The organism is Brevibacillus sp. AG162 (assembly GCF_006715575.1).
Lineage (GTDB): Bacteria > Bacillota > Bacilli > Brevibacillales > Brevibacillaceae > Brevibacillus > Brevibacillus brevis.
This window is the reverse complement of sequence record NZ_VFNO01000003.1, coordinates 33,510-58,615: the sequence shown is the minus strand read 5'-3', so window position 1 is coordinate 58,615 and position 25,106 is coordinate 33,510. Positions and strand designations below refer to the sequence as shown.

The window sequence follows — 25,106 nt, the reverse complement described above, 5'->3', positions numbered from 1 at the left end:
GGGGATTTCCTTGATCCGTATGGGCTATGCCTGCATCAGTGTAAAGACGAAAAACAATCCAAACAAAAAAACGACAGTTGCCCAAGTAAATAAATTAGACCCACAAGCCCGATTAAAAAAACTGCGGCAAGTTATGCAGGTAAACTTTTTCAATTTAATGGATTTGCTTGCTTATAATGTTGAAAACAACATCTTTTTGTATCGACTTCCTTCCGAATTTGTTCCGCTTGCTACTCATCCAGTAGCAGCTGAATGGGATTGGGCAAAAGAATTCGCATGGGACTTCCAAAAGGCAGGGAATTATATCCGCAATTATGGTATTCGTTTGACAGCTCATCCCGGACATTACAGTATATTGAACAGCGACAAGCCTTCTGTGCTGGAATCGACGATTGCCGATTTTTCCTACCATGCAAAAGTGTTTGATTTACTGGGACTCGACGACAATTCCGTCCTGGTGACTCATGTGGGAGGGGTATACGAAGACAAAGCCTCTTCTCTCGATCGTTTTGCATCCAACTTCGAGCGGCTTCCCGAAAACGTCAAGCGACGTTTAGTCGTGGAAAACGATGACACGTCTTTTACCATGCGCGAGGTACTGGAGCTGTGCGAACGGATCGGTGTGCCGATGGTGCTCGATATTCACCACCACAACTGCCATTCTGATGGCGAGGATTGGACGGAATACCTTCCACGCATTATTCAAACGTGGGGAGAGCGAACACCAAAGATGCATATGTCCTCACCTAAGTCAGCGAATGACTTTCGGGCTCATGCAGACGATATTGACCCAGAAGCGTTCCTTACATTTGTCAGTGCGCTTGCGGATTACAATGTGGACATCATATTGGAATGCAAAAACAAAGATGATGCTCTATTTACTTTAAGACGCGAGTTAAAGAAAAAAGGAGTCGCTGTTGAAGCATTTACGAAATGAGTATGAAAAGGACGCCGCTTAATTAGCTGGCGTCCTTCCTCATGCGTTTCAAAATGAACATCCGCAGTCACACCCACGCCCTCGTCTATGACCCCGTCTATGTCGATAAGTGTATCCGGAGGAAGAACTACTGCCACCCGAAGATGATGAACCTCTCCCAAAGGAACTGCTACCGTCATTCCATAATTGGCAACGGTCATGATAATGATGCATTCTCCGTTCATGATGCTTGAAATGTCTGCGGTATTCCATGTATTTGCGGCGATTTTCACGATGCTCATCGCACTTGTGGCGGAAGTACTGCATCCGGTCCATATGAAACTGGAATTTGAACAGGTACAGCTCCAGTTCCCTTCCAATGTTCTCATTCGGTCGCGCATTCGGCCTGACATTTGGTCTGATATTTGGCCTGATATTCGGTCTTAGATTTGGCATCATGTTTGGACTTTCATTCGGCCGCACATTTGGTCTGACATTTGGTCTGACATTCGGTCCGACATTTGGCCTCATATTTGGACTTTCGTTTGGTCTTACGTTCGGTCTAACATTCGGTCTCATGTTTGGACTCTCATTCGGCCGCACGTTTGGTCTGACATTGGGTCTTACATTTGGCCTCAAGTTCGGGCTCTCATTTGGCCTTACATTTGGTGAAGCGTTAGGCATAGGGTTTGCTGGCATCCGGTTCGGTGGCATTGGCATTGGATTCGACGGCATGAGATTGGGTGGGATTGGATTCGCTGGCATCCGATTTGGCGGCATTACGTTTGGCACGTTCGGGTTAGCCAGATTGGGAGCAGGCATGATCGGTTTTTGCGGCATTGGGCGCGCAGGAATGGAATGATTCGGATTGATTGGACTTTCCGACCTGGGCTTTTCAGGAGAAGGCTTCATAGGTGACGGCATCGATGGAGACGGCAATGGCATCGCTGAAGAAGGCGGCTTCGGCATTTCTTTAGGACGCCTTGGGAGTGCGGTAGGCATAGGCGGCATCTTACGTCGCTTTTCCACGGATCTACACGTCCTTTCGGATGAAATAACACAGTACATGGTATGACATTTATCCAACTCGAGAGACGACTCTCGCCCAGTTTGAAAAAATGGACTAAGCCCTTTTTTTCCTCTCTAGGGAAGCCGCCGTGACAAGATCATCTTGACTGCACGTAGGCATTTGATACAATGATAGCAATAGCTAAAATAATCAGACAGTTGCACATGAACGAAAGTGAGGAAGAACGTATGCCGCGACGAATGCAGGCTTACACGTTTTCATCCAATCACATACATGCTCTCGAGCGAGGGGTTAGGATATATATCCTAACCCCTCGCTCTTTTCGTTCTCTGCTCTGCTAAAGGAGGAAATTACAGATGAATCAGCAAGCAAACGTTGTAAAAGTAGATGGGGATCAACTGCGTATTGAAGATGTTGTTTCCATTGCAAGAAGAGCCACTCACATCCAATTGACCGAAGAAGCATTGAATCGTGTTCGTGCTTCACGTGCCATGGTAGAGAAAATGGTATCGCAGCAGGAAGTCGTATACGGAATCACCACTGGCTTCGGAAAATTCTCTGATGTCATGATCCACGATGAAGACGTAAGCAAGCTGCAAGAAAATTTGATTATGAGTCATGCTTGCGGGATGGGAGACCCTTATGCCGATGAAGTTGTCCGTGCAATGATGGCTTTGCGCATTAATGCATTGGCAAAGGGGTATTCGGGCATTCGGGAAGAAACATTGCTTCAGCTTGTAGAACTATGCAATCGAGGGGTTCATCCGATTATTCCTCAACAAGGATCCCTTGGTGCCAGTGGCGACCTAGCCCCTCTCGCTCATATGGTACTGGTCATGCTCGGCAAAGGTGAAGCGCTCGTCAATGGCAAGCGGCTATCCGGCAAAGAAGCACTGAGTGAAGTGGGTCTTTCTCCAATTCGACTGGAGGCAAAAGAAGGTCTGGCTCTGATTAACGGTACACAGGCGATGACTGCACAGCTTTGCCTCGCTTTGTATGATTCGCGAGTTCTGCTTGAAAGCGCTGAATTGATTGCGGCGATGACGATTGAAGCGCTGCGTGGAATTCCAAAAGCGTTTGATCCCCAGCTTCATCTCGTCCGCCCGCATCCAGGACAGCAGGAATCAGCAAAGCGCTTGCTCCAGCACTTATCCGGCAGCAAGCGAACGACTGCGCAGGGTGAGCTACGTGTCCAAGATCCTTACAGCCTTCGTTGCCTCCCGCAAGTGCACGGTGCAACTCGTGATACGCTGGAGTATGTATGGACCACAGTGACTCGTGAATGCAATAGCGTCACCGATAACCCTATCCTTTTTACAGAAACAGGCGATGTCATCTCCGGCGGGAATTTCCATGGTCAGCCAATGGCATTCGCAGCTGATTTTCTTGCCATTGCCATCGCCGAGCTGGCAAATATTTCCGAAAGACGCACCGAACGTCTCGTCAATCCACAGCTAAGTGGGCTTCCCGGATTCTTAACCGAAAATGGCGGGCTCCATTCTGGATTTATGATCACGCAATATGTAGCCGCTTCCATTGTTTCTGAAAACAAAGTGCTCTGCCATCCCGCATCGGTCGATTCGATTCCATCATCTGCCAATCAGGAGGACCATGTCAGCATGGGAACGACTTCTGCTCGCAAGCTTCGCACGATCGTATCGAATGTCACCAAGGTGCTTGCCATTGAATATTTGGCAGCAGCACAAGCTATCGATTTTGGTTCGGGAGATCTCGGGACCGGCACAGCGAGAGCCTATCAGCAATTGCGCCGAGTGATTCCCCGCCTGCATGAAGACCGCGAAATGCATCCTGATCTCGTAAAGGCTGAAGAGCTGATCCAGCAAGGGACACTCGCGTTTGTCACGGAATAATCGTTCGTGTATAGGAACCATTGTCTTTCTCTGCTATGATGGAGCTAAGGATAAGCATGTAGACCAAACCACTTGACGTATGGAGGGCTGTCTCATGAAAGCAGGCAGAGAACTGGACCATCCTGACTACCTGTTGCTGTTTGATGGGGTTTGTCATCTGTGCCACGGTGCTGTGCAGTTTATTTTGAAGCGTGATCCGCATGGGCACATTCACTTTGCTTCCTTGCAATCACAGAGAGCACAGGAAATTTTGTCTCATTACAGCTATCAGGAAAAAGACATGTCCTCCGTGGTTTTTATTGCCAACGGACAGCTATATACAAAGTCTGATGCGATCTTGCACGTTGGCCGCAAGCTTCAAGGTGTATGGCCTCTGTTGTCAAACGCAGCTCGGCTCATCCCTAGACCTATCCGCGATCCGATTTATGATTGGGTGGCGAGAAATCGTTATCGGTGGATGGGCAAAGCAGAACAATGCATGCTTCCTACCCCGCAGATCAGATCCCGCTTTTTAGATTAAAAGAAAAAGGAGAAGCCGCTATCCTATCGCGACTCCTCCTTTTTTATTTGCTATGCCCAATCATTCATTCTTGAATGACAATCCCTTTTCGTTTAATGCTGTCCTAAGTTTCGGCATAGATGCTGGCCCCATCCCATGAAATTTCAGGATCTCTTTTTCGCTGTAACTAGCGAGGTGTTCCAAGGAAGTGATGCCATTGTGTTTCAATGCCCTTCTTGCTGGTGCCGAGAGCAGAGAAAGAAATCCCATATCCGGTTTGCGTTCTTGCTCACAGATTGGGCAAGTCGGACAATCACTACTTTTCTTGTATGAATGACCATTCGCGCAAGTTCTTACCGTTTTTTTGGAAGTTGTCATAGCACGATTCCTTTTTATTTCGACGTCGCTTGTGGATGCTCATCGCTCACATAGTCAGCTGCTTTGGCATTTGCCTCTACCTGTGCTGGGCTCTTGCTGCCTGGAATCACGGTAGTGACAGCCGGATGCTTGAGGCACCACGCCAATGCCCACTGCGCCATATCCATACCTTCTGGAACTTCATTTTTCTTGATTTCTTCTACTTGGAGCAGCAGCTTGTTGACATGCTCCTGATCGTGTCGATGCCGCACATCGTTGCCACCGAATACAGAACCTGGCTTATACTTTCCGCTCAAATAACCACTCGCCAACGGAACGCGAGCCAACACACCCAGGTCTTGCTGCTGGCAGGAAGCAAAAACACCTTCTTCCGGCTTTTGATCCAGACGATTGTACACCACTTGGATTGCCTTTGCATTCACCGAGGTAGCGGCAGATGTTTGATGCATGTTGTCATTTTTCGCAATCGAGAGGCCGAGATGACGGATCGTTCCTGCCTGCACCTGTTTGTCGAGGTAGGTCCACAAGTCATCATTGTCAAAAGCCTCGTCTGGTCCCGAGTGGAATTGGTACAAGTCAATATAGTCGGTCTGCAAGGCTTGCAGCGATTTTTCCAATTGTTGCTGAACTTCAGCTGCTCCGTAATGATTGGTTCGCGAAAATTTGTCATGAAAATGATGTCCGAATTTCGTCGCCACAATCCAGTCTTCGCGGCGGTTTTTTTTCAAATATCCCCCGATAAGCTGTTCAGACAGATGATCTCCGTAGCATTCTGCTGTATCAATCAAGTTGATGCCGAGATCTTTTGCTTTGTCGAGAATCTGGTCAACAGCTTCTTGGGAGAAATCCATTCCCCACTCCCCGCCAAATTGCCAGGTACCTACACCGATTACGGATACGTTCAGGTCGGTTTTTCCTAATCTGCGGAACTTCATTGCCCGATTCCTCCTCATTATGGATAAACGCGAATCCCCTGAACGAATGTTCGCTCAGGGTGAAGACTAAAAAAAATTATATGTTTTTCTCGATGTTCAATTGGCTCACAAAATCTTGCAGATTCCCTTTTCGTTCCTTGCGCATTTTCTTGCGCTCTTCCGCAGTGGCCATCAATCTCTCTTCTTCCTCTGTTTCAGGGGCAATGGCTGGCACCTCAGTCGGGTTCCCTTCCTCATCCAGTGCAACAAAGGTGAGAAAAGATGTCGCGGTCAAAATGCGCTTGCCAGTCTGGAGATTTTCCGAGATAACTTTTACGAAAACCTCCATAGACGTTCTGCCTGTTGACGAAACATACGCTTCCAGGCAGATGGAATGTCCCATTTTCACGGGAGCAAGAAAGTCAATCGAGTCAATCGATGCTGTCACAACAGGGCGACGCGAATGTCGCATCGCAGCGATTGCAGCTACCTCATCTATATAAGCCATCATCGTACCACCAAAAATAGTCCCATGGTAATTCGTATCAGATGGCTGAACCAGTGATGCCTGAATTGTACGAGATTCTTGAGTTGTCTTGACGTTCATCGCTGTTGCTCCTTTATCAATCTACTTGATGCATACATCATCATATCACAAGGCATTCAACGTTCCAATTGATAGCTGCTCGCAAGCATGCCTTCTATTCTCTCTGCCTCTTCTTGCAAAATGTAACGTAACAAAGGGAGATTCCACTCATAGGCTGGGCGATAGCCGTCTAAAGCAAACAGCTTGTCATCTATGTGCGTAGCAAGCTCTCGGCGAGCCGGGCTGGCACAGTAAAACTGCTCCAAATAATCCGTACCCCATCTGGAAAAGGACGAAGTTTCATTAGTAACTGCCGTTAACAGAATCCCCTCCCCTGTATCAATCAAATCAATTGGATACAGTTGACAGCTAAATGGCTTGAGAGGCTCAACTTCACGACCAGCCTGCTCGGCATAAGCATGGATCGCACAGCCGTAACGCCCATTGTTTTCTTGATAAAAAAGACAATTGCCATGCCGCATGCGAATGGTTCCTGGACGCTCATTGCGATCCCATACCCCATGCGTAAGCCAATGATTGCGTTCGGACTCATCCTGAAGTCCAGCAGAGATAGAGGGGATTTCCCCCTCCATGATCGGAATCTGCCATTCTTCTACAGCGTACGGTTGTCCACCCTCACAGCAGGTCTCGCGATGGACCGTCCTGCAATTCCAACAGTCCAAGTGAAACAAGGCATGGAGGGCTGTTACATCAACCAAATATTGTCCTGCTCTCACCAAGGAATGCTTGTTTTTCTTTATATATTTTTCGCAGTGGTACGCCTCTTTATCAGACATGGAATCGGGCGTGCCTACATAACGAAAAGCTCGCTTCGTTTTCATTTTTGCAAAACAATCTCCGCTTCTGTTCCAAAAATGCGCAAATGGCCTTCCTCATAGCTAGCCAAATCTACTTCATCACCCGGAATCTCCATCAGGATTTCCATTTCTTCGCCCTGTTCTGTCGTAAACACGAGCAGGAGATCTTTTTCCTCAAATTCATTGTCAGTCAGCTTGGTTTCGAGGAGTTGAGCTTGAAACTGTGTTACCTCTTCCTCTTCTTCACTCTCGGTATCCCATTGGGTAAAAGTCACGGAAGTCTTTTGATTTTTATACTCCGCCAACAGTTGAATCAATTGCTCGTGTTGTTGAATGTCCATCTTGTAATCCCTCCGAAATGGTTCATACTGCCCATCATAACAAAGTAGCTCTTAAAAAGCCAAAAAGAAATACCGCTTCGCTGTGGGAAGCGGCTCTTTCTCTTCTGCCTGTTAGCTCACTTTGCTGATGGTCTGGGCTAACGCAAAATCTTTGCCAGTTAAACCTTTTGCCTCGCGGGTGGCTAACGTAAATGTGACCGTTCCCCCTGCCAAATGAATTTCCACGTGCTGATTGTCATGCTCAAGCATCTCTGCCACCCGGTTGACGAAACTGATCGCAGTGGAAAAGTCACGACAGTGGTACGTGCGTGATAGTGCCATTCGGTCTTCTACCAGCTTCCAGCCAGGCACCTTGCTCAGATACAATTTGACCTGTTCCAAAGACAGCTTGCTCATTGTAGCAATGCCCCCTTTTACCCGATGAACGGTTGTTACACCATCATATTCACGAGACGTACAGGTTATCCGCACCCTATTGCTTCACGGCATAAAAAATCATTCGAGGTGATTCATGGGCCACATATTCGTCAAACTGATAATTTCCAAATACTTGAATTTGTTCGAATCCCGCCTCTGCAAGCATCGCCATCATTTGCTGGGCAGAAAACAAGCGAACCTGCTCCATATACTCACGCGGTTCGTTCGATGACTCGTCAGAAATCAGTATCCGCTTTTTCACAAATCCATCCTGGATCCAGCGTTCTTCTTTAATCAACAGCCCACTGACTTCCTTCGTAGAGTGCGGCACGAGATTATCGATAACGTACGCTGCATTTAAGAAATCGATGACCACTTCACCTTTTGTTTTGAGCGCTTGTGCCATGTTACGAATAACGTTAGCATTTTCTTCATCGGTGGAGAAATAACCAAAGCTGGTAAACAAATTCACCACGATATCAAATTCTTCGTGAAACGGAATGTCGCGCATGTCACAGCGGGCAAAACTTAGCTGTGGATAGGTGTTTTGTTCCTCAGCCAACTGTAAAAGAACAGGCGACAAATCCACACCAACTACTTCATACCCCCGGCGAGCCAGCGCACGCGAATGACGCCCGCTCCCGCAGCAAAGATCAAGTACGCGTCCTGTGTCCTTTACCGGCAATCTTTCCAACAGATTAGCGATCTCTCCATCTGCTGCCGAATCGTCCCTATGACGATACACAAGCACATAATCTTCGCGAAAGCTGCGTTCAAACCATTCTTCTGCCATGTCTGAGCCCCTTTAATTCCAAGATGTTCTTATTATACCACAGCGGGGTTTATCCGGAGCCGATTTGCATGTGGCAAAGTGTAGGTAAGCTTTGTTGAAAAATAGAGAAATCACTTTACATACATACTGTATGTATGTTAAATTAACCTCATCCAATCGTGAGGGAGAGAGATCCATAATGAAAGTGAACAGCTTTTATCCTGTTATCTTGACAGAACAAGTTGAGGCTAGCTCGAAGTTTTATCAACAGCACTTTGGATTTGAAATGGTTTTCGAAGCAGACTGGTATGTGAGCCTGCAAAATCAGAGCAGCACTCCGCCATTTGAGCTAGCCATCTTGGCTCTTTCTCACAACACGATTCCTCAAGGGTTCCGAAAGCCCGTAGATGGCGGTCTTATCCTTAATTTCGAAGTCGATGATGTTGACGCTGAATACGAGAGACTTATTGTGAAAGCAGGTCTTCCTCTCCATCTCGACATTAGAGACGAGGATTTCGGTCAGCGGCATTTTATTACATCCGATCCGAATGGCATTTTGCTTGATATCATAAAGGTAATCCCGCCTACTGAAGCATTTGCTGACAGTTATGTTGATCCTGTTTCATCTGGCATGAAATAAGTAAGGAGATCGTACAACATGAAGATGTCCAAAGCAGAGCAAAAACAGCAGACGATGCAAAAACTGATCGAAGTGGCAAGAGAGATGTTCTCCAGACAAGGCTACGCGGATGCCGCCATGGAAGACATCGTGAAACAAGCCGGGGTGACCCGTGGCGCACTGTACCATAACTTTGGGAGCAAAGAAGGATTATTTCAGGCAGTACTGGCTTCTGTCCAACAAGAAATCGGAGAGCGCGTAGAAGCTGAAGCTGCGAAAAGTGATGATCCTTGGCAACAATTGATCTTGGGTTGCTTGGCCTTTGTCTCCTCGGCCGTCGAACATCGCAACAAGCGGATATTGCTTATCGATGGCCCTTCTGTCATCGGGTGGGAAACGTGGCGACGAATGGACGAGGAAAACTCCATGCGGCATCTCAAGGAGCAGCTTCAAACGATGCAGGAGCAAGGGTGCCTACGACCCGTTTCCATCGATGCTCTGACGCATTTGCTGTCTGGTGCGATGAATGAAGCGGTGCTATGGATTTCGGAGACGCCTGATCATGAGAAGTCGCTTGAGGAAATTTCAGCAGCGATGACCCTTCTCTTGGAAGGATATCGCGCAAAATAAAAGCAAAGCACCCCTGCTTCCGCCTCTTGCCGGCAAAATGCAGGGGTGCTTTTTTGTCATTGCAAAGGGTTTTTATGATGAAAAGCGGGTAGCTCGTCCAATCCGAATTTTTTCAGCAGCCCGAGCAATAATGCTCTCTACCGAAGATGGGTCCTCCACAACATCGTATTCGTTGATATTGACTCGCAAAATCGGACAGGAAGTAAAGGAGGCAATCCAGCTATCATAGCGGCCAAACAAATCCTGCCAGTAATCCACCGGCGTTTGTTGCTCCATCGGACGCCCGCGCTCTTTTACGCGGCCAATAATATCATCGAAGCTTCCCTCTAAATAGATTAAAATATCCGGGTGCGGGAAGTAAGGCGTCATGACCATCGCTTCAAAAAGTTCTGTATAAGTGCGGTAATCTTCTTCTGTCATGTTGCCTTGCTCGTACAGCATGCGGGCAAAAATCCCGGTATCCTCATAGATGGAGCGATCTTGAACAAAACCGCCGCCATAATCAAACATCCGTTTTTGTTCCTTAAAGCGTTCTGCCAAAAAGAAAATTTGCAAATGGAAGCCCCAACGCGATAAATCGTTATAGTAACGGCCCAAATACGGGTTATTGTCAACCTTTTCTACGGACACACGAAATCCGAGCTGATCTGCTAAGGCATGTGTAAAGGTGGATTTTCCTACCCCTACTGTCCCCCCGATCGTAATCACTGCGTTGTTTGGTATCCCGTATTTTTCACAAAGCGTGCTGCTTTGAAACCTCGACATGTACGCAACTCCTTATCCCCATGCTTACTTTTCCTTCGTTCCCTATCCTTCTTGTCCCATCAACTCTTGAATTCGTGGCACAATTCGATCCAGTACAACCTTCAAATCTTCTGGTCTATGTACGAAATCCAAATCGTCACAATCGAATTTGATGACAGGCGTATCCGGATGATGCTTTTCAAACGCTTCCATAAACTCGTTGTAGTCAGCAATCAGGTTCTCCATATAGGTGACATCCATACTACGCTCCATTTCACGATCTCGCATCGCAATCCGCTTCATCACGGTCTCAATCGAAGCTGTCATGTAGATCACCAAATGGGCCTGAGGCAAATCCTCTGTCAGGATATCATAAATTTTGAGGTACTTTGGCAGGTTATCACCTTGTAACGTCCGTTTAGCAAAAATCGTATTTTTGAAAATATTGTAATCAGAAACAACGGAAATACCTTGATTCAGGAACTGTGAATGTATATCCTGCAACTGCTTGTAACGATTGCAGAGGAAAAACATCTCGAGCTGAAAGCTCCATTCGGCAATATTTTCATAAAATTTGCCTAGGAACGGGTTTTCGTAGACGATTTCTTCCAGTAGCTGCAAGTTGCATGCACGGCTTAGTTCCCGCGATAAAGAGGTTTTCCCAATACCAATAGGTCCCTCAACGGTAATCAATATGGACTTCATGTATGCTTCGATTCCTTTCAAGAAAATGAGAGCACTCCATATTCTAGCACGTATGTAAGCGTTTGTCGAAAACATTCGCATTGTGTCGTTTAGTATCATTTGGTACTCATTTTTCAAAAAGAAAAACTGCTCTTCATCAAGAGCAGTCTGGTACTTACGTAAAATATTCCACGCGAGCTTGCGGAAACAGTCTGGCAATTTCACTTTCCAAATGGGCCTGCAACGCCTTTGCTTGGATGTCGGGGTAGACATACTTCCCTTTCCCGTATTTTCCCCATTTGTACTTGCGTTCTTCTTCCTTCATCTCCAGCTTCGTTTTCGGATAGCGCTGGAGGATCAAGCTTTTGGCGATCTTGGTAAAACGGTGCTGGATCAGCTCGAACGTCAAATCCTCCATCGCTTCGGGAACCAACTGCGAACGCAGCCTTTCGAGCAAATCGGTATACCCTGCTTCCCATCCGTCAAACCAATACAAAGGCGCTAAAATAAAGCCGAGTGGATAACCGGCCTTGGCTACCTTCCCTGCGGCCTCCAGTCGCTGATGAAAGCTGGAGGTGCCTGGTTCGAAATTTTTGATGACGTAGTCTGCATTCATGCTGAAACGAAATCGGGTATGCTTGTTGTGCTTGGCATCCAGCAAGGAATCCACGTGGTGAAACTTGGTCACGAAGCGCAACCGCCCAAACTCCTGCTGGCCCATAAACTCAATTGCTCTTTTCAGATTGCCCGTAAGATGCTCAATGCTAACTGGATCGGATGTACAGGCTGCCTCAAAACGAGTGATCTCACCTGGGCGATCTTGGATATACTTCTCGGCCTGCGCAAGAATCTCATCTGTATTGACGTACACCCGAACATACGGCTTTGTCCCGATATTTGTGTTCAAATAGCAATAGTGACAGTGGGCAGCACATCCGGTTGCCAGTGGAATGGCATATTCTGCGGAAGGCTTGGAGGTCTCGAACTTCAATGTTTTGCGTACACCAATGACCAATGTCCGCTTCGCATTGCGATATTTCTCCACTTCCGTATCCCCAGGGATGCCACGGACCTGATTATGACTGGTCGTCATCTGCATCGGAATCCCTTCCTTTTGAAAATGGCGATACAGCTCTTGACCAAGTGGATAATTCAGTGCATTTGGCTCGACGAAAATATAATCTGGAACAAACAGCTTGCTGCCTTTCTGCTCCGTCTTTTCAGGTCTTTCCAAAAGGGTCGTTCCCATATCCATCATCCCCCCTTCACCTAGTATGCCCGTGCCATTCGACTGGACGTAAGGGGAAGTATGGCTGTGCCCGTTATTTCAGAGTGTTCTTAAAATCGCGTAGCAGCGCCATTGCTTGCTCCTGTTGAGCGAGCGGTACTTGCAGTGTATAGACATGTCCTGCTTTTTTGGTCTGTCTGGACAAAAGCCTGACACGAATCCCCTTCATTTCCAAATAACGCCGACATTCCTGAGCAATCCGCGGGAGGCCATACGATTCATGAATCGTAACCCATTTGATCCACATGCACCTGCACCCCATCCTTACACACTTCTTTCTTTTACAGTAAGCAGTGGACGGGCGATTGGTTCAAAAAAAAGCGCCTTGGCAGACATTTTATGAAAACCGTTTTGGCACCTGCGCCGTCTAATGCTAGAGGAGGGGGAAAAAGTGAATCTGGAACAGCTCGTTTCACGCGCAAAAGATGGAGATGATGATGTCTTTTTTCAACTCGTCAGCCTTCATAAAGAACAATTATATAAAATCGCCTTCGCCTTTCTTCGTAACGAGACGGATGCATTGGAAGCCATTCAAGAAGCGACGTGCCGTTCCTATCTCAAGCTGGCACGATTGAAACAGCCTGCGTATTTTCGCACATGGCTGATCCGCATCCTTATTCATATTTGTCTGGATGAGCAAAAGCGGCGAAAACGGATCATCTTGGATCCGATGGAAGATGACGTCGAATTTCGTACAAGTATTCCTATGGATGACCAGAATGTCGAGCGTATTCAAATCGAAGAGGCTCTCGCTCGTCTCAGTCCGAATTATCGCCACATCATTATTTTGAAATATTTTGAAGATCGGACGATACGCGATATTGCAGAAGTACTCGGTCATCCGGAAGGTACCATCAAAACTTGGCTGCATAAGGCTTTGGGTGCACTCCGCAAAGATCTCGGGAAAGGCTGGTGAGCTTAATGAGTGAAAATGAAAAGAAGAATGCGAGTCCATTCATGGTTCCCGCTGAGATTGACCAATACATTCGAAGAGGGATGGAACAAGCAAAAGAGCTGCGTAAAAATCGGAACCGCAATCGGTGGATACGCGTTGGTTCTAGTCTGGTTGCTTGTTTGTTCATTTTCGTGTTTATTTTTTCCGTTCGCCTTTCACCTGCTGTTGCTGCTTATGTCAGCTCGATTCCTGGAATGGAAAGGATCGTTGAGTTTCTTCGGGATGATAAAGGCTTGCAAAAGGCAGCAGAACACAATCTTGTCCAAAATATTGGCGCCAGTGGTTCACTTGAGGGTGTCACTTTTACGATCGATCAGGTATTGGCAGATGAAAAACGGATGCTCCTCTTCTATACAATGAAGAATGTTCTCCCCGATAAAGAAGTAGCACTTCACAAAATCGAGTTGTTCGATCAATCAGGAAAGGAGTGGGAGCACGGTGTTTCCTGGTCCGGCATGGGCAGCGAAGACCCTGTGATCCGAAACCGCATTGATATTACCATCAATGAAGCTACCGAAATACCTGATGTAATGACAGCAAAGGTTACGCTGGAAATCGATCATATCAAACAAGAGACTCCCCTATCGATTGACTTTGCGGTCGACAAAAGCAAGTACAAGACCCTTGAGAAAAAAGTGTATCCGGTGATGAAGGAAGTCACAGTTGACGGACAACGTTTTACGATTGAACAAATTGCAGTCTTTCCTACACAAACAGAAGTGAGTATCCGATTTAACCCAGCCAATAAAAAACATGTATTTGACTTTGATAAACTAAGACTTGAGGATGAAAAAGGACAGATGTTCGCTTTTTGGGGGAATGGGGTTCCTGTTCGTGACAACGGAGGAAACGGAAGGATATACCATCTGGAGAGCATCTATTTTGTGGAACCCGAAAAGCTGTACCTGAAAGCAGATGGCATTCGTGCTTTGGACAAAGATCAATTGCAAATCGTGATTGATGCGAAGACAGGTACACTCACAAAAGTCCCGAATGATCGCCTGACACTAACGGCGCTGCGTCAAGTCGATGATGTGGTGGGTATGGACTTTTCTTTGAAGGTTCCGCCTCAAGATAAACACTCTCATATATCCTTAGGGTATGACCTGACTGACGACCTAGGAAATGAATATGATTATGTGCAAGGAAGCAACTACTCCACAAAAGATGAATCCATTCAAAACTATTCCATTCTGTTCAAACGAAAAACAAACAAAGGTACGCCTACTTCCTATTCCTTTCCTCTGTCCAGCTATCCTGAACGACTTCAAGGTACTTTTTCTATTGAAGTCAAATAAAAAATGCCCCAACAGTGATTGCGTGACCTGCATCACTGTGGGGCATTCATTTTTTGTTCGTCGAATTAATCTATAACCGCCCAGTGATTGGTCGGCCCATGCCCGCCACCCAATTGCGGAGCTGTCTTAATCGCTTCGAAGATAAAGCGATTTGCTTTTTCAACCGCAGTGATGAGCGGTGTATTTTTTGCTAACTCTGCTGTAAGAGCCGCTGAAAACGTACAACCTGTTCCGTGCGTATGGCGTGTATGGATACGCTCATGGGATATTTCATGGAATGCGGTACCATCGAACAAAATATCAACGACAACGTCCCCTTGCATATGTCCACCCTTCATCAGGACATTGCGGGCGCCTAACGCATGCATCGCTTTTGCCCCTTCGCGCATATCGTCTGTCGTCTCAATTCTCATGCCAGTCAAGCATTCTGCTTCCGGCAAGTTAGGTGTGACGACTTCCGCCAAAGGCAACAACTCTTTTTTCAGGGCAACGATCGCCTCATCCAGAAGTAGCTTTGATCCTCCCTTGGCAATCATCACCGGGTCTACCACCAGCTTTTTCAGGCCAAATGCTTTGACCTCTTCCGCAACAGCATGAATAATATCAGCGTTAAACAGCATTCCCGTTTTCGCCGCGTCAGCGCCAAGATCACGCAGCACCTCATGCATTTGCTGGGCAACCGCCTCTGTCGGCAACGGATAAACGCCTGCTACGCCCAATGTATTTTGTGCAGTGATTGCGGTGATTGCACTCATCCCGTACACACCGAGTTGATGAAAGGTTTTCAGATCTGCCTGAATCCCAGCTCCCCCACCGCTATCTGAACCCGCTATCGTCAATGCTTTCGCAATCGTGCTCATGACATTCCCTCCTGCTTTCCACCTTTTCTCACCTGAGTATACCATCCGCTCGTCCCATTCGGTATACTAAAGGAATGTTTGCCAACAGTCATGCAAGGAGGCATCTGCATGTCCTATCGGATCTTTTATTGGTTGACCTTTTTGATTCCAACCATCATCATCGGGGGTTTTGAATTCATCCGTCACGACTTTCTGCTGCCTTATATGTCTATGGAAGCCGGAAATGTGTACATTACCCTCTTGACGCTCTTTCTCTCTTTTTTATTCGCTACGTGGATGTTTCACACCCTGAAACAAATGAATGCACGAATTGTCGAGGAACAAGCTCGTCGCGCTGTTTATGAAGAACGGGAACGCCTTGCCCGCGAATTACACGATGGAATTGCGCAGTCTCTGTTCTTCCTCAACGTAAAGCTGAAGCAGGGGCACTTGGACGATGCGCGGGTCGCTGTTTCTGCTATCGACAATCATGTACGCCAAGCCATCTTTAACTTGCGCTCATTGCCAGAAGAAGGCAGTCTGGATCAACGCCTTGAGAAATGGCTGGCGCAATGGAGCGCTTTATCTGGAATTGATGTCGTAAGTGAATTGCATGTCAAAGACGGCTTTTTTACTCCTACCGCAGAAGTACAACTGTTTGGGATCATCCAAGAAGCTTTTGCAAACATTCGCAAGCATTCTCAAGCCAAGCATTCTTGGATTCACCTGACGACAGATGAAGCAACAGGCTGGGTTCTCGCCGTTGAGGACGATGGCATTGGGATTTCCAACCCTTCTCCCGATACGAAAAAATACGGTTTGTCCATGATGCGCGAGCGAGCACGCCAGTTGAACGCATCCATCGATATTCAGTTGCGACCGGCAGGCGGTACGATCATCCGCTTATCTTCTCATTCAGGAGGAAAAATACAATGAACGCTTACCGTGTATTGATCGCCGACGACCACCCGATGGCTCGTATGGCCATTCGCAGCCTGCTTGATCCCGATCCCTCTTTTGAAGTCATCGGAGAAGCGCAAAATGGCGAGGAAGCCTTTCTCTTATGCGGACAAATACAACCGGATCTTGTGCTCATGGACATCAACATGCCGAAATGGAGCGGACTCGAAGCGACCCGCGAGGTCAAGAAAGCATACCCGCACATCAAGGTCGTCATTCTCAGCGTCTCCGATGACGTTGCTGACCTGATCACGGCCATTCAGTTCGGCGCCCAAGGTTACTTACTGAAAAATTTAGAGCCAGACGACTGGATAAACTACTTGCATGCCTTGCTCGGCGAGGACAGTGAGTTGACTCGCGAAATGGCAACCCGGCTCATGTACCGGTTCCGCCAAGAAGAGGCGACGGATGAAATGGTTCCAGATGTTCTAACCCCACGAGAACGAGAGATTGTCATGTATGTGGGAGCTGGAAAAACGAATCGAGAAATAAGCGAGGCGCTGATCATCGCAGAAAACACTGTGAAAAACCACCTAAAAAACATTCTTGAAAAGCTGCAATTGGCTAATCGCGTCCAGCTCGCTGCTTATGCGGTTCGCCATCATTTGGTCAAAAAATAAAACAAAAAGCATTGCTTTCTGCTCGATCAACTGTCATCCTTAGAAAGATACGTTTTCCACAGACATAAGAAATGCAGGTGATCCGCATGATCGAAGTCAAGACCTCCAAACTAAGCAATGGAGAATTAAATAGAGGTGTATTTGCAACGCAAGATATCCGAAAAGGCGACCTGATTCATGAAGCGCCCGTGCTGCCCTATTTGAACGAAGAGCATGAGCATATTGAGAAAACCTTACTCGCGGATTATGCATTTGAGTACGGTGCTAATCACACAGCCTTCTTGTTAGGCTATGGCATGCTATTTAATCATTCCTACACGCCAAATGCCACGTATGAGATTAACTTCGACAACCACACTTTTGATTTTTATGCGTATACGGATATTCAAGCGGGTGAAGAAATCTTAATCAACTACAATGGTGCTGAGGATTGCGATGATCCTCTCTGGTTTTATGAAGACCAACAGAAAGAAACAGATGATACCAAATAAGCGTATGCTGTAAAAAGAAAGAAAACCCGGAAACAGACACTTGAAAAAGTGCCCGTCCTCCGGGTTGTTTTGTGCAACTCTATCCGTCCCAAGCACTTTGGGCGGGCTTTCGCCTTATCGTGGAAAGGTATCACAGTAATCTTTATCCAGTCCAATCACCATCTTAACCTTTAAAAACTGTCTACGGAATGAGTCCGGAAAATGTTGACAGGATCACATCTTTGTTTCCTTTTTGGGAGAATCGCCCGAAACCAGGAACCCTCCCAACAGGCAGAGAATCACCCCTAGCCCTATTAAAATATAGTTATATTCAAAGGTCTGAAAATAATATTGCAGAACAAACAGCACCATCCCTAATACAATAGCGATTTTGCCAACCCATTGTTTTCTCACAATTTAATCCTCCGTGTACAAGATCTTTGGCTGTAAAACAAGAAATCCTTCATGATACCTTTTACGTTGACCCCTACCTGATCGTTTCATTTTTCTTAAAACAATACTACCTCATCAACTCCGCCAAAACGAAATGACTGGAATTTTGGCCCCTTTTTAGCCACGAGAAAAACTCCCCCTAAAATATTCATCGGTTTTAACACCAGAGTGTTTTTCCAATGTCTACTTTAAGGGGTGCACGTTAATTTTAGACGGGACTTCCTTTTTTATGAGATGCTACTCTATTAGGTCACTAGCGTTTATTTTAAATGTTCGTCGAAAAAAGCTTTAACAACATCCATTGTTTGCTGTTGTGTGAAACCGTTGTGCCCTGCTCCCTTAATTTTATACATATATGCATTGTTTCCAGCTCTGCGTAATGCATTAAAAAATTCAACGCTTTGTTCATAGGGCACTACATCATCTGCGTCACCATGCATAATCAATATGGGCGGAGCATCTGGACGAACATACTCGATGGGACTCGCTTCTCTAGCTCTCGCCTGATTTTCTTGAATGGCTCCTCCCACTAGCTTGGACTCAGGAGAATGTGGAGAATCATGGTCAAAAACAGAAGGGTATTTGCTCATGGACAGTAATTCGGTTGGCCCAAACCAATCCACAACTGCTTGAACCACACATTGATTTTCCTCTGATCCCAAAGCATCTAACCCTGCTAGTAAAGCTAAGTGTGCACCAGAGGAATCTCCCCATAGACCTACTTTGCTTGGATCTATGTTGTACATCGCAGCATTTGATTTTAGAAATTGTATCGCGTCCTTCACATCATCGAGTTGAGCAGGAAAAATAGCCTCTGAACTAAGGCGGTATTGCACGCTTGCAACGACAAACCCGCGTTTGGCAAATTCAGATAGCTGCGGGATAAAGGCGAACAAATCTTGGTCGCTCCATCCCCATCCACAACCTTGCAAATAAATAATCAATGGATAAACCTCTTTGTTACCCTCTCGATGAAATAAGGCATCCATCGGATTTCTATATACCAATAAGTTTAGCTTTAAAGGGTTGTTCCCTTTGTCGGAATAAATGATGTTTGGAATGAGTTGAACAAATGAATTTACATCTTGATCCCAGTGAAGTTCTTTAATCTCAGATTCATAACTAACCATTCCTAAATCCTCCTTGTGTAATCATTTCTTTGAGAAGGCGGGCTCGTTGTTAGTAAAACACTTACAACGAAGTCGAAAAAATTATGCTCCCGAAGAAGCATTTTTTTTTCTAATCATGATCTCAGTAATTTCATGGATGGAGACTGCTCGCAAGACCTCTTCCATAGCTTGCTGTGCCTTCAATAAATAGATTTCCAAAACATCATGGATATTTGATCCAACCCAACAATTTGGATTGGGATTTTCATGCCAATGGAAGAGTTCACCCTCGATGACAACATCGACGGCTTGATAAACGTCGTATAAAGAAATAGAACCTGGTTCTTTTAACAAGTAAGCTCCACCCGATCCACGCTTCACTCCGATTAATCCGGCTTTTTTCAAAAGCCCACTGATTTGCCGAATATATCCCGCATTAATATTCACGCTATCTGCTATTTGCTCTGAGGTCATATTATCGGTACGGACGCTGATAAGCGACAGGATATGTACTGCGATGGTGAATCTGTTACTGATTTTCATTGTACCACCCCTCGTTGTAACTAATATACTAACAACGAAAGTTGGTGTCAAGCAATCGATAGCAGTGGATGTGCGGAGACTTACTTCATCCCTTTCTCGAAAAAAGATAGCCACAGACCGGGCTTCACTTCTTTTTGATCCGCCAGAGTGAATCCATGTCTTCCATACAATCGAACGGCCGGTTCATTCAAGGAACCAGTCGCGACGACTATCTTGCTGCAGCCATGCTCGTGGACAGAGGCAAGCAATTGACTCGCGATTCCCTTTCGAAAATGAACAGGGTCCACGATCATCCGATGTATATCTAACGTTTCTCCTTCAATCACAAAAGAAACAGCCCCTGCAAGCTCACCTTCCGCTAAGTAGCCAAAAAACGTTTCTCCACATGTTCTCAGTTGTTCTACTGATTCTCGCAGGGGAGGAATATCTTCCGTTCCAATTAGCTCCGCCTCTACACGATATGCTCTTTGCTGCATGTTCCAAAGTTTTTGTACCGTTTGTTCATCCTGTAAATCTAGTCGTACGATCATTTCATTTTCCCCCGTATTTTAACTGTCTGGTGCTGCTTCAAAGCTATAGTACACATAAGGATCTTTCGGGGCGGAGACAGCTTCAACGTGAGAGGCTTTGAGAACGAGCATGTCGTATCCGTCTACCTGACGCAGCTCGAGCTTTCCGCGAACTTTTACCCAACTGTCTTTTGCCCATTTGTTCGCGTCCTCCTTTTCCACCAGTACGCCATAAACACTGGAATCTGCTGTACAGCAGGTGACGGAAAAACGCGCTACGACAAACTGCTGCTTCGTAAAATCAGGCTGCCGATATACAAATCCCATCGTCTCAAGTTCTTTTCCAGCAAATTCTTTTGCATATAGCTCCATCGTGGTGAGACCGTCCAGGAACACTTTGTCATCCAGCTCAATCACTGGCTGTTTATGTAAAAAGACGGCGATATCCGTGTAAAAGTCACCAAATCCCCCGTTCGAGAATCGCTGCCGCAATTGTTCGTCGTTTGTCGCTTGTACCGGGGGCGATGCTGCTTGCTTGGTAGCCTCTGGCTGTGTTTCTACGTTTGGCTCGGCATCTTCTTTTACCTCTGCGTTCTGCTTCTCATTCTCTGTTGCATTTGCATTTGCATTCGCGTTCGCAGTAACATCCGCCAGCTTTCGTACATCATTGCTGAGTAGCGTGATCCCCCGCTTCTCGGCTACATCACTGCCAAGAATTTTATCCGGCATGACAAACCCCATCACGATAGGAAGCACAAACAATCCATAAACCAAAAGGGAGCCCATAGGTGTACGCGGTACTTTGTGCTGCTCCTCACAATCGCAATCGTAAACACTGCTGCCTACAAAAATTTGCCGTATGCTGACAATTGTCAACAGGGCCAAAATGACGAGCGTGACATAGCTGAACATGTGCAATCGCGGTGCGAGATAATGACTGAGCGTTTCCGACAGGATCAAATAGGCCAACAACGCTGTAATGCCCGCCAAAATCAGACTGCGCATAATATGATGACGCTTCAATTTGTTCTGATCCATATTTTCCTCCTTATATCGGTATGAGCATAGTGACGCAAATCACCAAAAGCGTAATAGCCACGACAAGCTTGACAACAAAGCCAAAACGAAACGTTCCAAATAACATCAACGTCGTTTTTAAATCGAGCATGGGACCGAAAACCAGAAAGGCAAGCAACGAGCTGCTTGAAAACGTATTGGCAAAGGAAGCAGCGATAAACGCATCTGCCTCTGAACAAAGCGAAAACAAGTACGCCAACCCCATCATGACCAAATTGGAGGTGAGCGGCGTTTGTCCGATGTCCATGAGCGTATCCCGGCTGATGAAAACCTGTAAAAGCGCGCTGATAAACGCACCAAACAACAAATATTTTCCCATGTCAAAAAATTCGTCCACCGCGTGGGCAAATGTCGAGGACAGCTTTCCACTCGTCCCTTTCACATGGTCGGCTTCATGACTGATTTGCGATTCCATGCCGAGCCGTATCGGATTTTTTTTGACAAACAGGAAGACAAGCATGCCTACAATAAGCGCAACAACGAATCCCGCAATGCCCCGGTAGAGAGCCATTTCCGGCTGACGGGCGAAAGCCACATAGGTCGACGACAAAACAACAGGATTCACAATCGGTCCAGCCAATAAGAAAACAATCCCGACTGACAGCGGCATCCCTTTTTGAATCAAGCGACGAACCACTGGGATAATCGCACATTCACATACGGGGAACAAAAACCCGAGCAACCCGGCAAACGGCAGGGCCACGAGTGGATGCTTCGGTGTCCAGCGCCTCACCTGTTCTTCTGTCACAAACGTCTGGATAAACGCAGAAAAGAATACACCCAAGAGAACAAACGGGATTGCTTCCAGCCAAATACTAAGGAAAAAGGTTTTCACATCAAGCCACAAAGGAGACCACTCTATGCTCCAACCGGAAAACCAGCTGCTGTCTCTGCCCATTGTTAACCAAACGACACTTAGTCCAAGCAGGAGCGCCCCGATTATTTCAAACAGGAATTGGCGAATCTTCAGAATCAAGTGGGAGTTCTCTCCTCTCTTTTTACAAATAAGTATCATTCCTATTTATATACAGACATTTAAATTTCCTTCTTGTCCTTATACTTTTTTTCAAGATGAACAGGTTGTACAGCCTTCCCTTCCCCCTTTTTCCGTCTTATAATGGTGAAAAATGGAACGGTTCGGGGTGAATGAAGTGAGTGAAGACATTCAGCGCATTCCCACTGATCTAGAGGTTTGTGAAGTACAAACGATCGATGAAGATAAAGTAAACAGGCTTCGGCCCAGAATGATGGAAACGGAAGGTGTCGCCCCTCTCTTCAAGGCTCTCGCAGACGATACGCGAGCAAAAATCATTTACGCGCTTGCACTTGAAGGAGAGCTATGCGTTTGTGATGTCGCAGCAACCATCAATAGTTCGATCCCCAATACCTCTCACCATCTGCGCTTGCTAAAAAACATGGGCCTCGCCCGGTACCGCAAAAACGGCAAGCTCGTCTATTACTCACTCGATGATGATCATGTCCGTCATTTAATCATGTGTGGAATTGAGCATGCTTCCGAATTGAAGCAATCAAAACCGTAAATCCACTGGCTTTTATACTGGTCCGTCACTATGAGTGACGGCCTTTTTTTGCTGATGCTCAAAAAACATTCAAATAATTACTTGAACATAATAATGAATGTGGTATGATTTAGTTAACCCTTACTGGAAAGAAGGCCCAAATCATGAACGACTATGACGTCATCATAATTGGCGGAGGACAGGCAGGACTTGCTCTCGGATATGCACTCAAGCGTAAAAATCGCCGCTTTGTCATCTTGGAGCAAAACAAACGGATTGGTGATAGTTGGCGGCAGCGGTACGATTCACTCGTACTTTTCACACCACGTAAATATAATCATCTACCTGGTCTCGCTTTCCCAGGAGAGCCGCATACACTCCCAAACAAAGACGATGCAGCAGACTATCTGGAATTGTACGCAAAACATTTCGAATTGCCAGTCATGCTGGGTACAACCGTTTTGGAACTAAGCCATACCGGATCTAGATTTCAGGTTCGGACACCAGACAGCATGCTCTTTGCGAACCAGGTAGTGATAGCTACGGGTCCCTTTCATATACCCTATATCCCGGCTATCGCAAACAGCTTGGACCCTACCATTCGTCAATGGCACACCGCACAGTATAAAAATGAAAGCCAACTCATTGACGGTCCTGTCCTCGTCGTGGGCAGCGGCAATTCTGGGGCACAAATTGCAGTAGAGCTCGCCGCTCATCGCCCCGTTGTTTTTTCACAGGGAGAATCACGTTCTTACTTGCCGCTCTTTATTTTTGGAAAACCTATATTTGATTACATGAAGGCACTCGGGTTACTCGATGCCCCCCGCTCAAGCTGGCTTGGACAAAAAATGAGTCAAGCACCCGATCCGATATTCGGTTACAAAAAGCAGGTCCGCGAACTGTCCAGAACCGGAGCATTGCGATTGGTTTCCCGAGCAGTACAGGTGAACGGAAATACCGCTACTTTTGCAGATGGAACACAAGCAACGGTCAACAACATATTGTGGGCTACCGGTTTTCGACCGAACTACGATTGGCTAAATGTTCCCAATGTGCTCGATTCCCATGGCCGACCGATTCATCATCGAGGGATAACAAAAGTTTCTGGCCTATCCTTTCTCGGGCTGCCCTGGCAGCATACACGAGGATCAGCACTTATGGGCGGTGTAGGGAATGACGCGCTTTATTTAGCAGAGCATCTATAAATATGATTCTTTTATTAGGAGGACACAATCATGGGCTTTCACCATCACGATCATGGAGATGGTCACGATCATCATCACCATGGAAAAGGAGCCAGCAAACGAGCTCTTCTCATTTCTTTCCTCATTATTGCTGTATTTTTGGTTGTAGAAACCATCGGGGGCTTCCTCACCAATAGTTTGGCATTGCTCTCTGATGCTGGGCATATGTTAAGCGATGCATTAGCGCTACTGTTGAGCTTGATCGCTGTTCATTTCGCTGCACGGCCACCTTCGGCAAAGAGAACATTCGGGATGAAACGCTTTGAAATATTGGCTGCACTGACCAATGGTGTGACACTTGTTTTGATTTCCTTGTTCATTTTCTGGGAAGGATTCCAACGCATGTGGAATCCGCCTGAGGTTGCCAGTGGCTCCATGATCCTCATCGCCAGTGTAGGTCTCTTGGCAAATATTGCTGCAGCCTTTGTACTCATGCGTGGTGATACCAAAAATAACGTTAATGTACGCAGTGCCTATCTTCACGTTCTCGGCGATCTTCTCGGTTCCGTAGGTGCAATCGCGGGTGGTATCTTGATGTGGGCATTTGGCTGGTACATTGCCGACCCGATCATCAGTATCGTCGTAGCGATCCTGATCATGCTGAGCGCATGGCGCGTAACGAAAGAATCCGTCAATATTTTGCTGGAAGGCGCTCCTTCACGGCTGGATACAACAAAAGTGGAAGAGCGACTCAGTCAGCTATCGGGAGTTATCAAAGTGCATGACCTCCACATTTGGACGGTTACTTCCGGATTTGATTCTCTGACATGCCACCTCGTTGTTGAGGACGATTTGCCCAGCTACCCTGTGTTAAATGACGCGCTGGCCCTTTTGGAAAAAGAATTCGGCATTACACACGCTACCATCCAAATTGAGAACTCGTCTACTACACACAGTGACTTACATTGCCAGGCAACTTCCGATTCCCATGATCACGATCACGACCACAACCATGACCATGACCATCCGCATGATCATAAGCAACATAGCCAATCCTAACAA

At 46.5% G+C, this 25,106-nt stretch carries 34 protein-coding genes; 16 read left to right on the top strand and 18 right to left on the bottom strand.

Features of this window, described 5'->3' with window-relative positions:
- The first annotated feature begins 10 nt into the window (after positions 1 to 10).
- The 6 genes from uvsE to FB479_RS10080 all read left to right on the top strand — a co-directional run bounded on the left by uvsE (position 11) and on the right by FB479_RS10080 (position 4,337).
- Positions 11 to 937: a UV DNA damage repair endonuclease UvsE gene (gene uvsE, locus FB479_RS10105; RefSeq protein WP_142064765.1), complete on the top strand. Its 927-nt coding sequence runs from the start codon at positions 11 to 13 to the stop codon at positions 935 to 937.
- 222 nt (positions 938 to 1,159) lie between these two features.
- A complete protein-coding gene (locus FB479_RS30460; RefSeq protein WP_185746373.1) occupies positions 1,160 to 1,363 on the top strand; it encodes a hypothetical protein in 204 nt (67 codons plus the stop codon).
- 10 nt (positions 1,364 to 1,373) lie between these two features.
- The gene (locus FB479_RS10095; RefSeq protein ID WP_232029935.1) at positions 1,374 to 1,778 is read left to right on the top strand and encodes a hypothetical protein; all 405 of its coding nucleotides are present in this window, start codon (positions 1,374 to 1,376) and stop codon (positions 1,776 to 1,778) included.
- A gap of 6 nt (positions 1,779 to 1,784) precedes the next feature.
- The gene (locus tag FB479_RS10090; protein ID WP_244944342.1) at positions 1,785 to 1,991 is read left to right on the top strand and encodes a hypothetical protein; all 207 of its coding nucleotides are present in this window, start codon (positions 1,785 to 1,787) and stop codon (positions 1,989 to 1,991) included.
- 311 nt (positions 1,992 to 2,302) lie between these two features.
- Entirely contained in the window at positions 2,303 to 3,817 is a 1,515-nt protein-coding gene (gene hutH / locus FB479_RS10085) for a histidine ammonia-lyase (RefSeq protein ID WP_106652762.1), read from the top strand.
- Positions 3,818 to 3,896: 79 nt separating this feature from the next.
- Entirely contained in the window at positions 3,897 to 4,337 is a 441-nt protein-coding gene (locus FB479_RS10080) for a thiol-disulfide oxidoreductase DCC family protein (protein WP_106652761.1), read from the top strand.
- 60 nt (positions 4,338 to 4,397) lie between these two features.
- Here the strand turns inward: FB479_RS10080 and FB479_RS10075 are convergent, their stop codons facing one another.
- The 7 genes from FB479_RS10075 to FB479_RS10045 form a co-directional block, all read right to left on the bottom strand.
- Positions 4,398 to 4,694, bottom strand: coding sequence for an RNA polymerase alpha subunit C-terminal domain-containing protein (locus tag FB479_RS10075; protein WP_142064762.1), 297 nt, complete (start codon positions 4,692 to 4,694; stop codon positions 4,398 to 4,400).
- 14 nt (positions 4,695 to 4,708) lie between these two features.
- Positions 4,709 to 5,629 carry an aldo/keto reductase gene (locus FB479_RS10070; protein ID WP_142064758.1) on the bottom strand — a complete coding sequence of 307 codons (921 nt, stop codon included), beginning with the start codon at positions 5,627 to 5,629 and terminating at the stop codon, positions 4,709 to 4,711.
- A gap of 76 nt (positions 5,630 to 5,705) precedes the next feature.
- Positions 5,706 to 6,215: an acyl-CoA thioesterase gene (locus FB479_RS10065; protein WP_142064754.1), complete on the bottom strand. Its 510-nt coding sequence runs from the start codon at positions 6,213 to 6,215 to the stop codon at positions 5,706 to 5,708.
- Positions 6,216 to 6,271: 56 nt separating this feature from the next.
- The gene (locus FB479_RS10060) at positions 6,272 to 7,036 is read right to left on the bottom strand and encodes a DUF3109 family protein (protein WP_106652757.1); all 765 of its coding nucleotides are present in this window, start codon (positions 7,034 to 7,036) and stop codon (positions 6,272 to 6,274) included.
- Positions 7,033 to 7,353 (bottom strand): hypothetical protein, encoded by a 321-nt coding sequence (locus FB479_RS10055; protein WP_106652756.1) that lies wholly within the window; start codon positions 7,351 to 7,353, stop codon positions 7,033 to 7,035. Before FB479_RS10055 ends, FB479_RS10060 begins: the two co-directional genes overlap by 4 nt.
- A gap of 111 nt (positions 7,354 to 7,464) precedes the next feature.
- Positions 7,465 to 7,749 carry a 4a-hydroxytetrahydrobiopterin dehydratase gene (locus tag FB479_RS10050; RefSeq protein WP_007724250.1) on the bottom strand — a complete coding sequence of 95 codons (285 nt, stop codon included), beginning with the start codon at positions 7,747 to 7,749 and terminating at the stop codon, positions 7,465 to 7,467.
- Positions 7,750 to 7,825: 76 nt separating this feature from the next.
- A complete protein-coding gene (locus FB479_RS10045) occupies positions 7,826 to 8,563 on the bottom strand; it encodes a class I SAM-dependent methyltransferase (RefSeq protein ID WP_106652755.1) in 738 nt (245 codons plus the stop codon).
- Positions 8,564 to 8,741: 178 nt separating this feature from the next.
- Between FB479_RS10045 and FB479_RS10040 the strand changes: the two genes are divergently transcribed.
- Positions 8,742 to 9,182 (top strand): VOC family protein, encoded by a 441-nt coding sequence (locus tag FB479_RS10040; protein ID WP_142064752.1) that lies wholly within the window; start codon positions 8,742 to 8,744, stop codon positions 9,180 to 9,182.
- 18 nt (positions 9,183 to 9,200) lie between these two features.
- Positions 9,201 to 9,791, top strand: a complete 591-nt coding sequence (locus FB479_RS10035; RefSeq protein ID WP_142064749.1) for a TetR/AcrR family transcriptional regulator — start codon at positions 9,201 to 9,203, stop codon at positions 9,789 to 9,791.
- A gap of 72 nt (positions 9,792 to 9,863) precedes the next feature.
- Here FB479_RS10035 and FB479_RS10030 read toward each other — a convergent pair whose 3' ends face one another.
- The 4 genes from FB479_RS10030 to FB479_RS10015 all read right to left on the bottom strand — a co-directional run bounded on the left by FB479_RS10030 (position 9,864) and on the right by FB479_RS10015 (position 12,769).
- The gene (locus tag FB479_RS10030) at positions 9,864 to 10,556 is read right to left on the bottom strand and encodes a deoxynucleoside kinase (protein WP_142064746.1); all 693 of its coding nucleotides are present in this window, start codon (positions 10,554 to 10,556) and stop codon (positions 9,864 to 9,866) included.
- 42 nt (positions 10,557 to 10,598) lie between these two features.
- The gene (locus FB479_RS10025; RefSeq protein WP_142064742.1) at positions 10,599 to 11,240 is read right to left on the bottom strand and encodes a deoxynucleoside kinase; all 642 of its coding nucleotides are present in this window, start codon (positions 11,238 to 11,240) and stop codon (positions 10,599 to 10,601) included.
- A gap of 154 nt (positions 11,241 to 11,394) precedes the next feature.
- Complete coding sequence (gene splB / locus FB479_RS10020) at positions 11,395 to 12,468, bottom strand: spore photoproduct lyase (protein ID WP_142065679.1); 1,074 nt, start codon at positions 12,466 to 12,468, stop codon at positions 11,395 to 11,397.
- A gap of 73 nt (positions 12,469 to 12,541) precedes the next feature.
- Positions 12,542 to 12,769, bottom strand: coding sequence for a hypothetical protein (locus tag FB479_RS10015; protein WP_142064739.1), 228 nt, complete (start codon positions 12,767 to 12,769; stop codon positions 12,542 to 12,544).
- A 108-nt stretch (positions 12,770 to 12,877) separates the two neighbouring features.
- On the opposite strand from FB479_RS10015, the gene FB479_RS10010 reads away from it, so the two are divergent.
- A complete protein-coding gene (locus tag FB479_RS10010) occupies positions 12,878 to 13,423 on the top strand; it encodes a sigma-70 family RNA polymerase sigma factor (protein ID WP_142064736.1) in 546 nt (181 codons plus the stop codon).
- 5 nt (positions 13,424 to 13,428) lie between these two features.
- The gene (locus FB479_RS10005) at positions 13,429 to 14,760 is read left to right on the top strand and encodes a DUF4179 domain-containing protein (RefSeq protein ID WP_142064733.1); all 1,332 of its coding nucleotides are present in this window, start codon (positions 13,429 to 13,431) and stop codon (positions 14,758 to 14,760) included.
- 65 nt (positions 14,761 to 14,825) lie between these two features.
- Here the strand turns inward: FB479_RS10005 and thiD are convergent, their stop codons facing one another.
- On the bottom strand, positions 14,826 to 15,620 hold the full coding sequence (gene thiD / locus FB479_RS10000; RefSeq protein ID WP_142064730.1) for a bifunctional hydroxymethylpyrimidine kinase/phosphomethylpyrimidine kinase: 795 nt from the start codon (positions 15,618 to 15,620) through the stop codon (positions 14,826 to 14,828).
- 108 nt (positions 15,621 to 15,728) lie between these two features.
- On the opposite strand from thiD, the gene FB479_RS09995 reads away from it, so the two are divergent.
- The 3 genes from FB479_RS09995 to FB479_RS09985 all read left to right on the top strand — a co-directional run bounded on the left by FB479_RS09995 (position 15,729) and on the right by FB479_RS09985 (position 17,670).
- Positions 15,729 to 16,535 (top strand): sensor histidine kinase, encoded by an 807-nt coding sequence (locus tag FB479_RS09995; protein WP_142064727.1) that lies wholly within the window; start codon positions 15,729 to 15,731, stop codon positions 16,533 to 16,535.
- Positions 16,532 to 17,179: a response regulator gene (locus FB479_RS09990; RefSeq protein ID WP_106652746.1), complete on the top strand. Its 648-nt coding sequence runs from the start codon at positions 16,532 to 16,534 to the stop codon at positions 17,177 to 17,179. Before FB479_RS09995 ends, FB479_RS09990 begins: the two co-directional genes overlap by 4 nt.
- A gap of 86 nt (positions 17,180 to 17,265) precedes the next feature.
- Positions 17,266 to 17,670, top strand: a complete 405-nt coding sequence (locus tag FB479_RS09985) for an SET domain-containing protein (RefSeq protein ID WP_142064725.1) — start codon at positions 17,266 to 17,268, stop codon at positions 17,668 to 17,670.
- 213 nt (positions 17,671 to 17,883) lie between these two features.
- Here the strand turns inward: FB479_RS09985 and FB479_RS09980 are convergent, their stop codons facing one another.
- From FB479_RS09980 to FB479_RS09955, 6 genes are all read right to left on the bottom strand, one after another.
- Positions 17,884 to 18,063, bottom strand: a complete 180-nt coding sequence (locus FB479_RS09980; RefSeq protein WP_106652745.1) for a hypothetical protein — start codon at positions 18,061 to 18,063, stop codon at positions 17,884 to 17,886.
- A 299-nt stretch (positions 18,064 to 18,362) separates the two neighbouring features.
- Complete coding sequence (locus FB479_RS09975) at positions 18,363 to 19,232, bottom strand: alpha/beta hydrolase (protein WP_142064722.1); 870 nt, start codon at positions 19,230 to 19,232, stop codon at positions 18,363 to 18,365.
- An 81-nt stretch (positions 19,233 to 19,313) separates the two neighbouring features.
- The gene (locus FB479_RS09970) at positions 19,314 to 19,754 is read right to left on the bottom strand and encodes an Rrf2 family transcriptional regulator (protein ID WP_142064719.1); all 441 of its coding nucleotides are present in this window, start codon (positions 19,752 to 19,754) and stop codon (positions 19,314 to 19,316) included.
- A gap of 80 nt (positions 19,755 to 19,834) precedes the next feature.
- Positions 19,835 to 20,284: a GNAT family N-acetyltransferase gene (locus tag FB479_RS09965; RefSeq protein WP_106652742.1), complete on the bottom strand. Its 450-nt coding sequence runs from the start codon at positions 20,282 to 20,284 to the stop codon at positions 19,835 to 19,837.
- Positions 20,285 to 20,302: 18 nt separating this feature from the next.
- Positions 20,303 to 21,301, bottom strand: a complete 999-nt coding sequence (locus FB479_RS09960) for a TIGR03943 family putative permease subunit (RefSeq protein WP_142064716.1) — start codon at positions 21,299 to 21,301, stop codon at positions 20,303 to 20,305.
- Positions 21,302 to 21,311: 10 nt separating this feature from the next.
- Positions 21,312 to 22,238, bottom strand: coding sequence for a permease (locus tag FB479_RS09955; RefSeq protein WP_185746366.1), 927 nt, complete (start codon positions 22,236 to 22,238; stop codon positions 21,312 to 21,314).
- 253 nt (positions 22,239 to 22,491) lie between these two features.
- On the opposite strand from FB479_RS09955, the gene FB479_RS09950 reads away from it, so the two are divergent.
- From FB479_RS09950 to FB479_RS09940, 3 genes are all read left to right on the top strand, one after another.
- On the top strand, positions 22,492 to 22,881 hold the full coding sequence (locus FB479_RS09950) for an ArsR/SmtB family transcription factor (protein WP_255438344.1): 390 nt from the start codon (positions 22,492 to 22,494) through the stop codon (positions 22,879 to 22,881).
- Between the two features lie 143 nt (positions 22,882 to 23,024).
- The gene (locus FB479_RS09945) at positions 23,025 to 24,065 is read left to right on the top strand and encodes a flavin-containing monooxygenase (RefSeq protein WP_142064707.1); all 1,041 of its coding nucleotides are present in this window, start codon (positions 23,025 to 23,027) and stop codon (positions 24,063 to 24,065) included.
- A 30-nt stretch (positions 24,066 to 24,095) separates the two neighbouring features.
- Entirely contained in the window at positions 24,096 to 25,103 is a 1,008-nt protein-coding gene (locus FB479_RS09940) for a cation diffusion facilitator family transporter (RefSeq protein WP_142064704.1), read from the top strand.
- Positions 25,104 to 25,106: the final 3 nt, after the last annotated feature.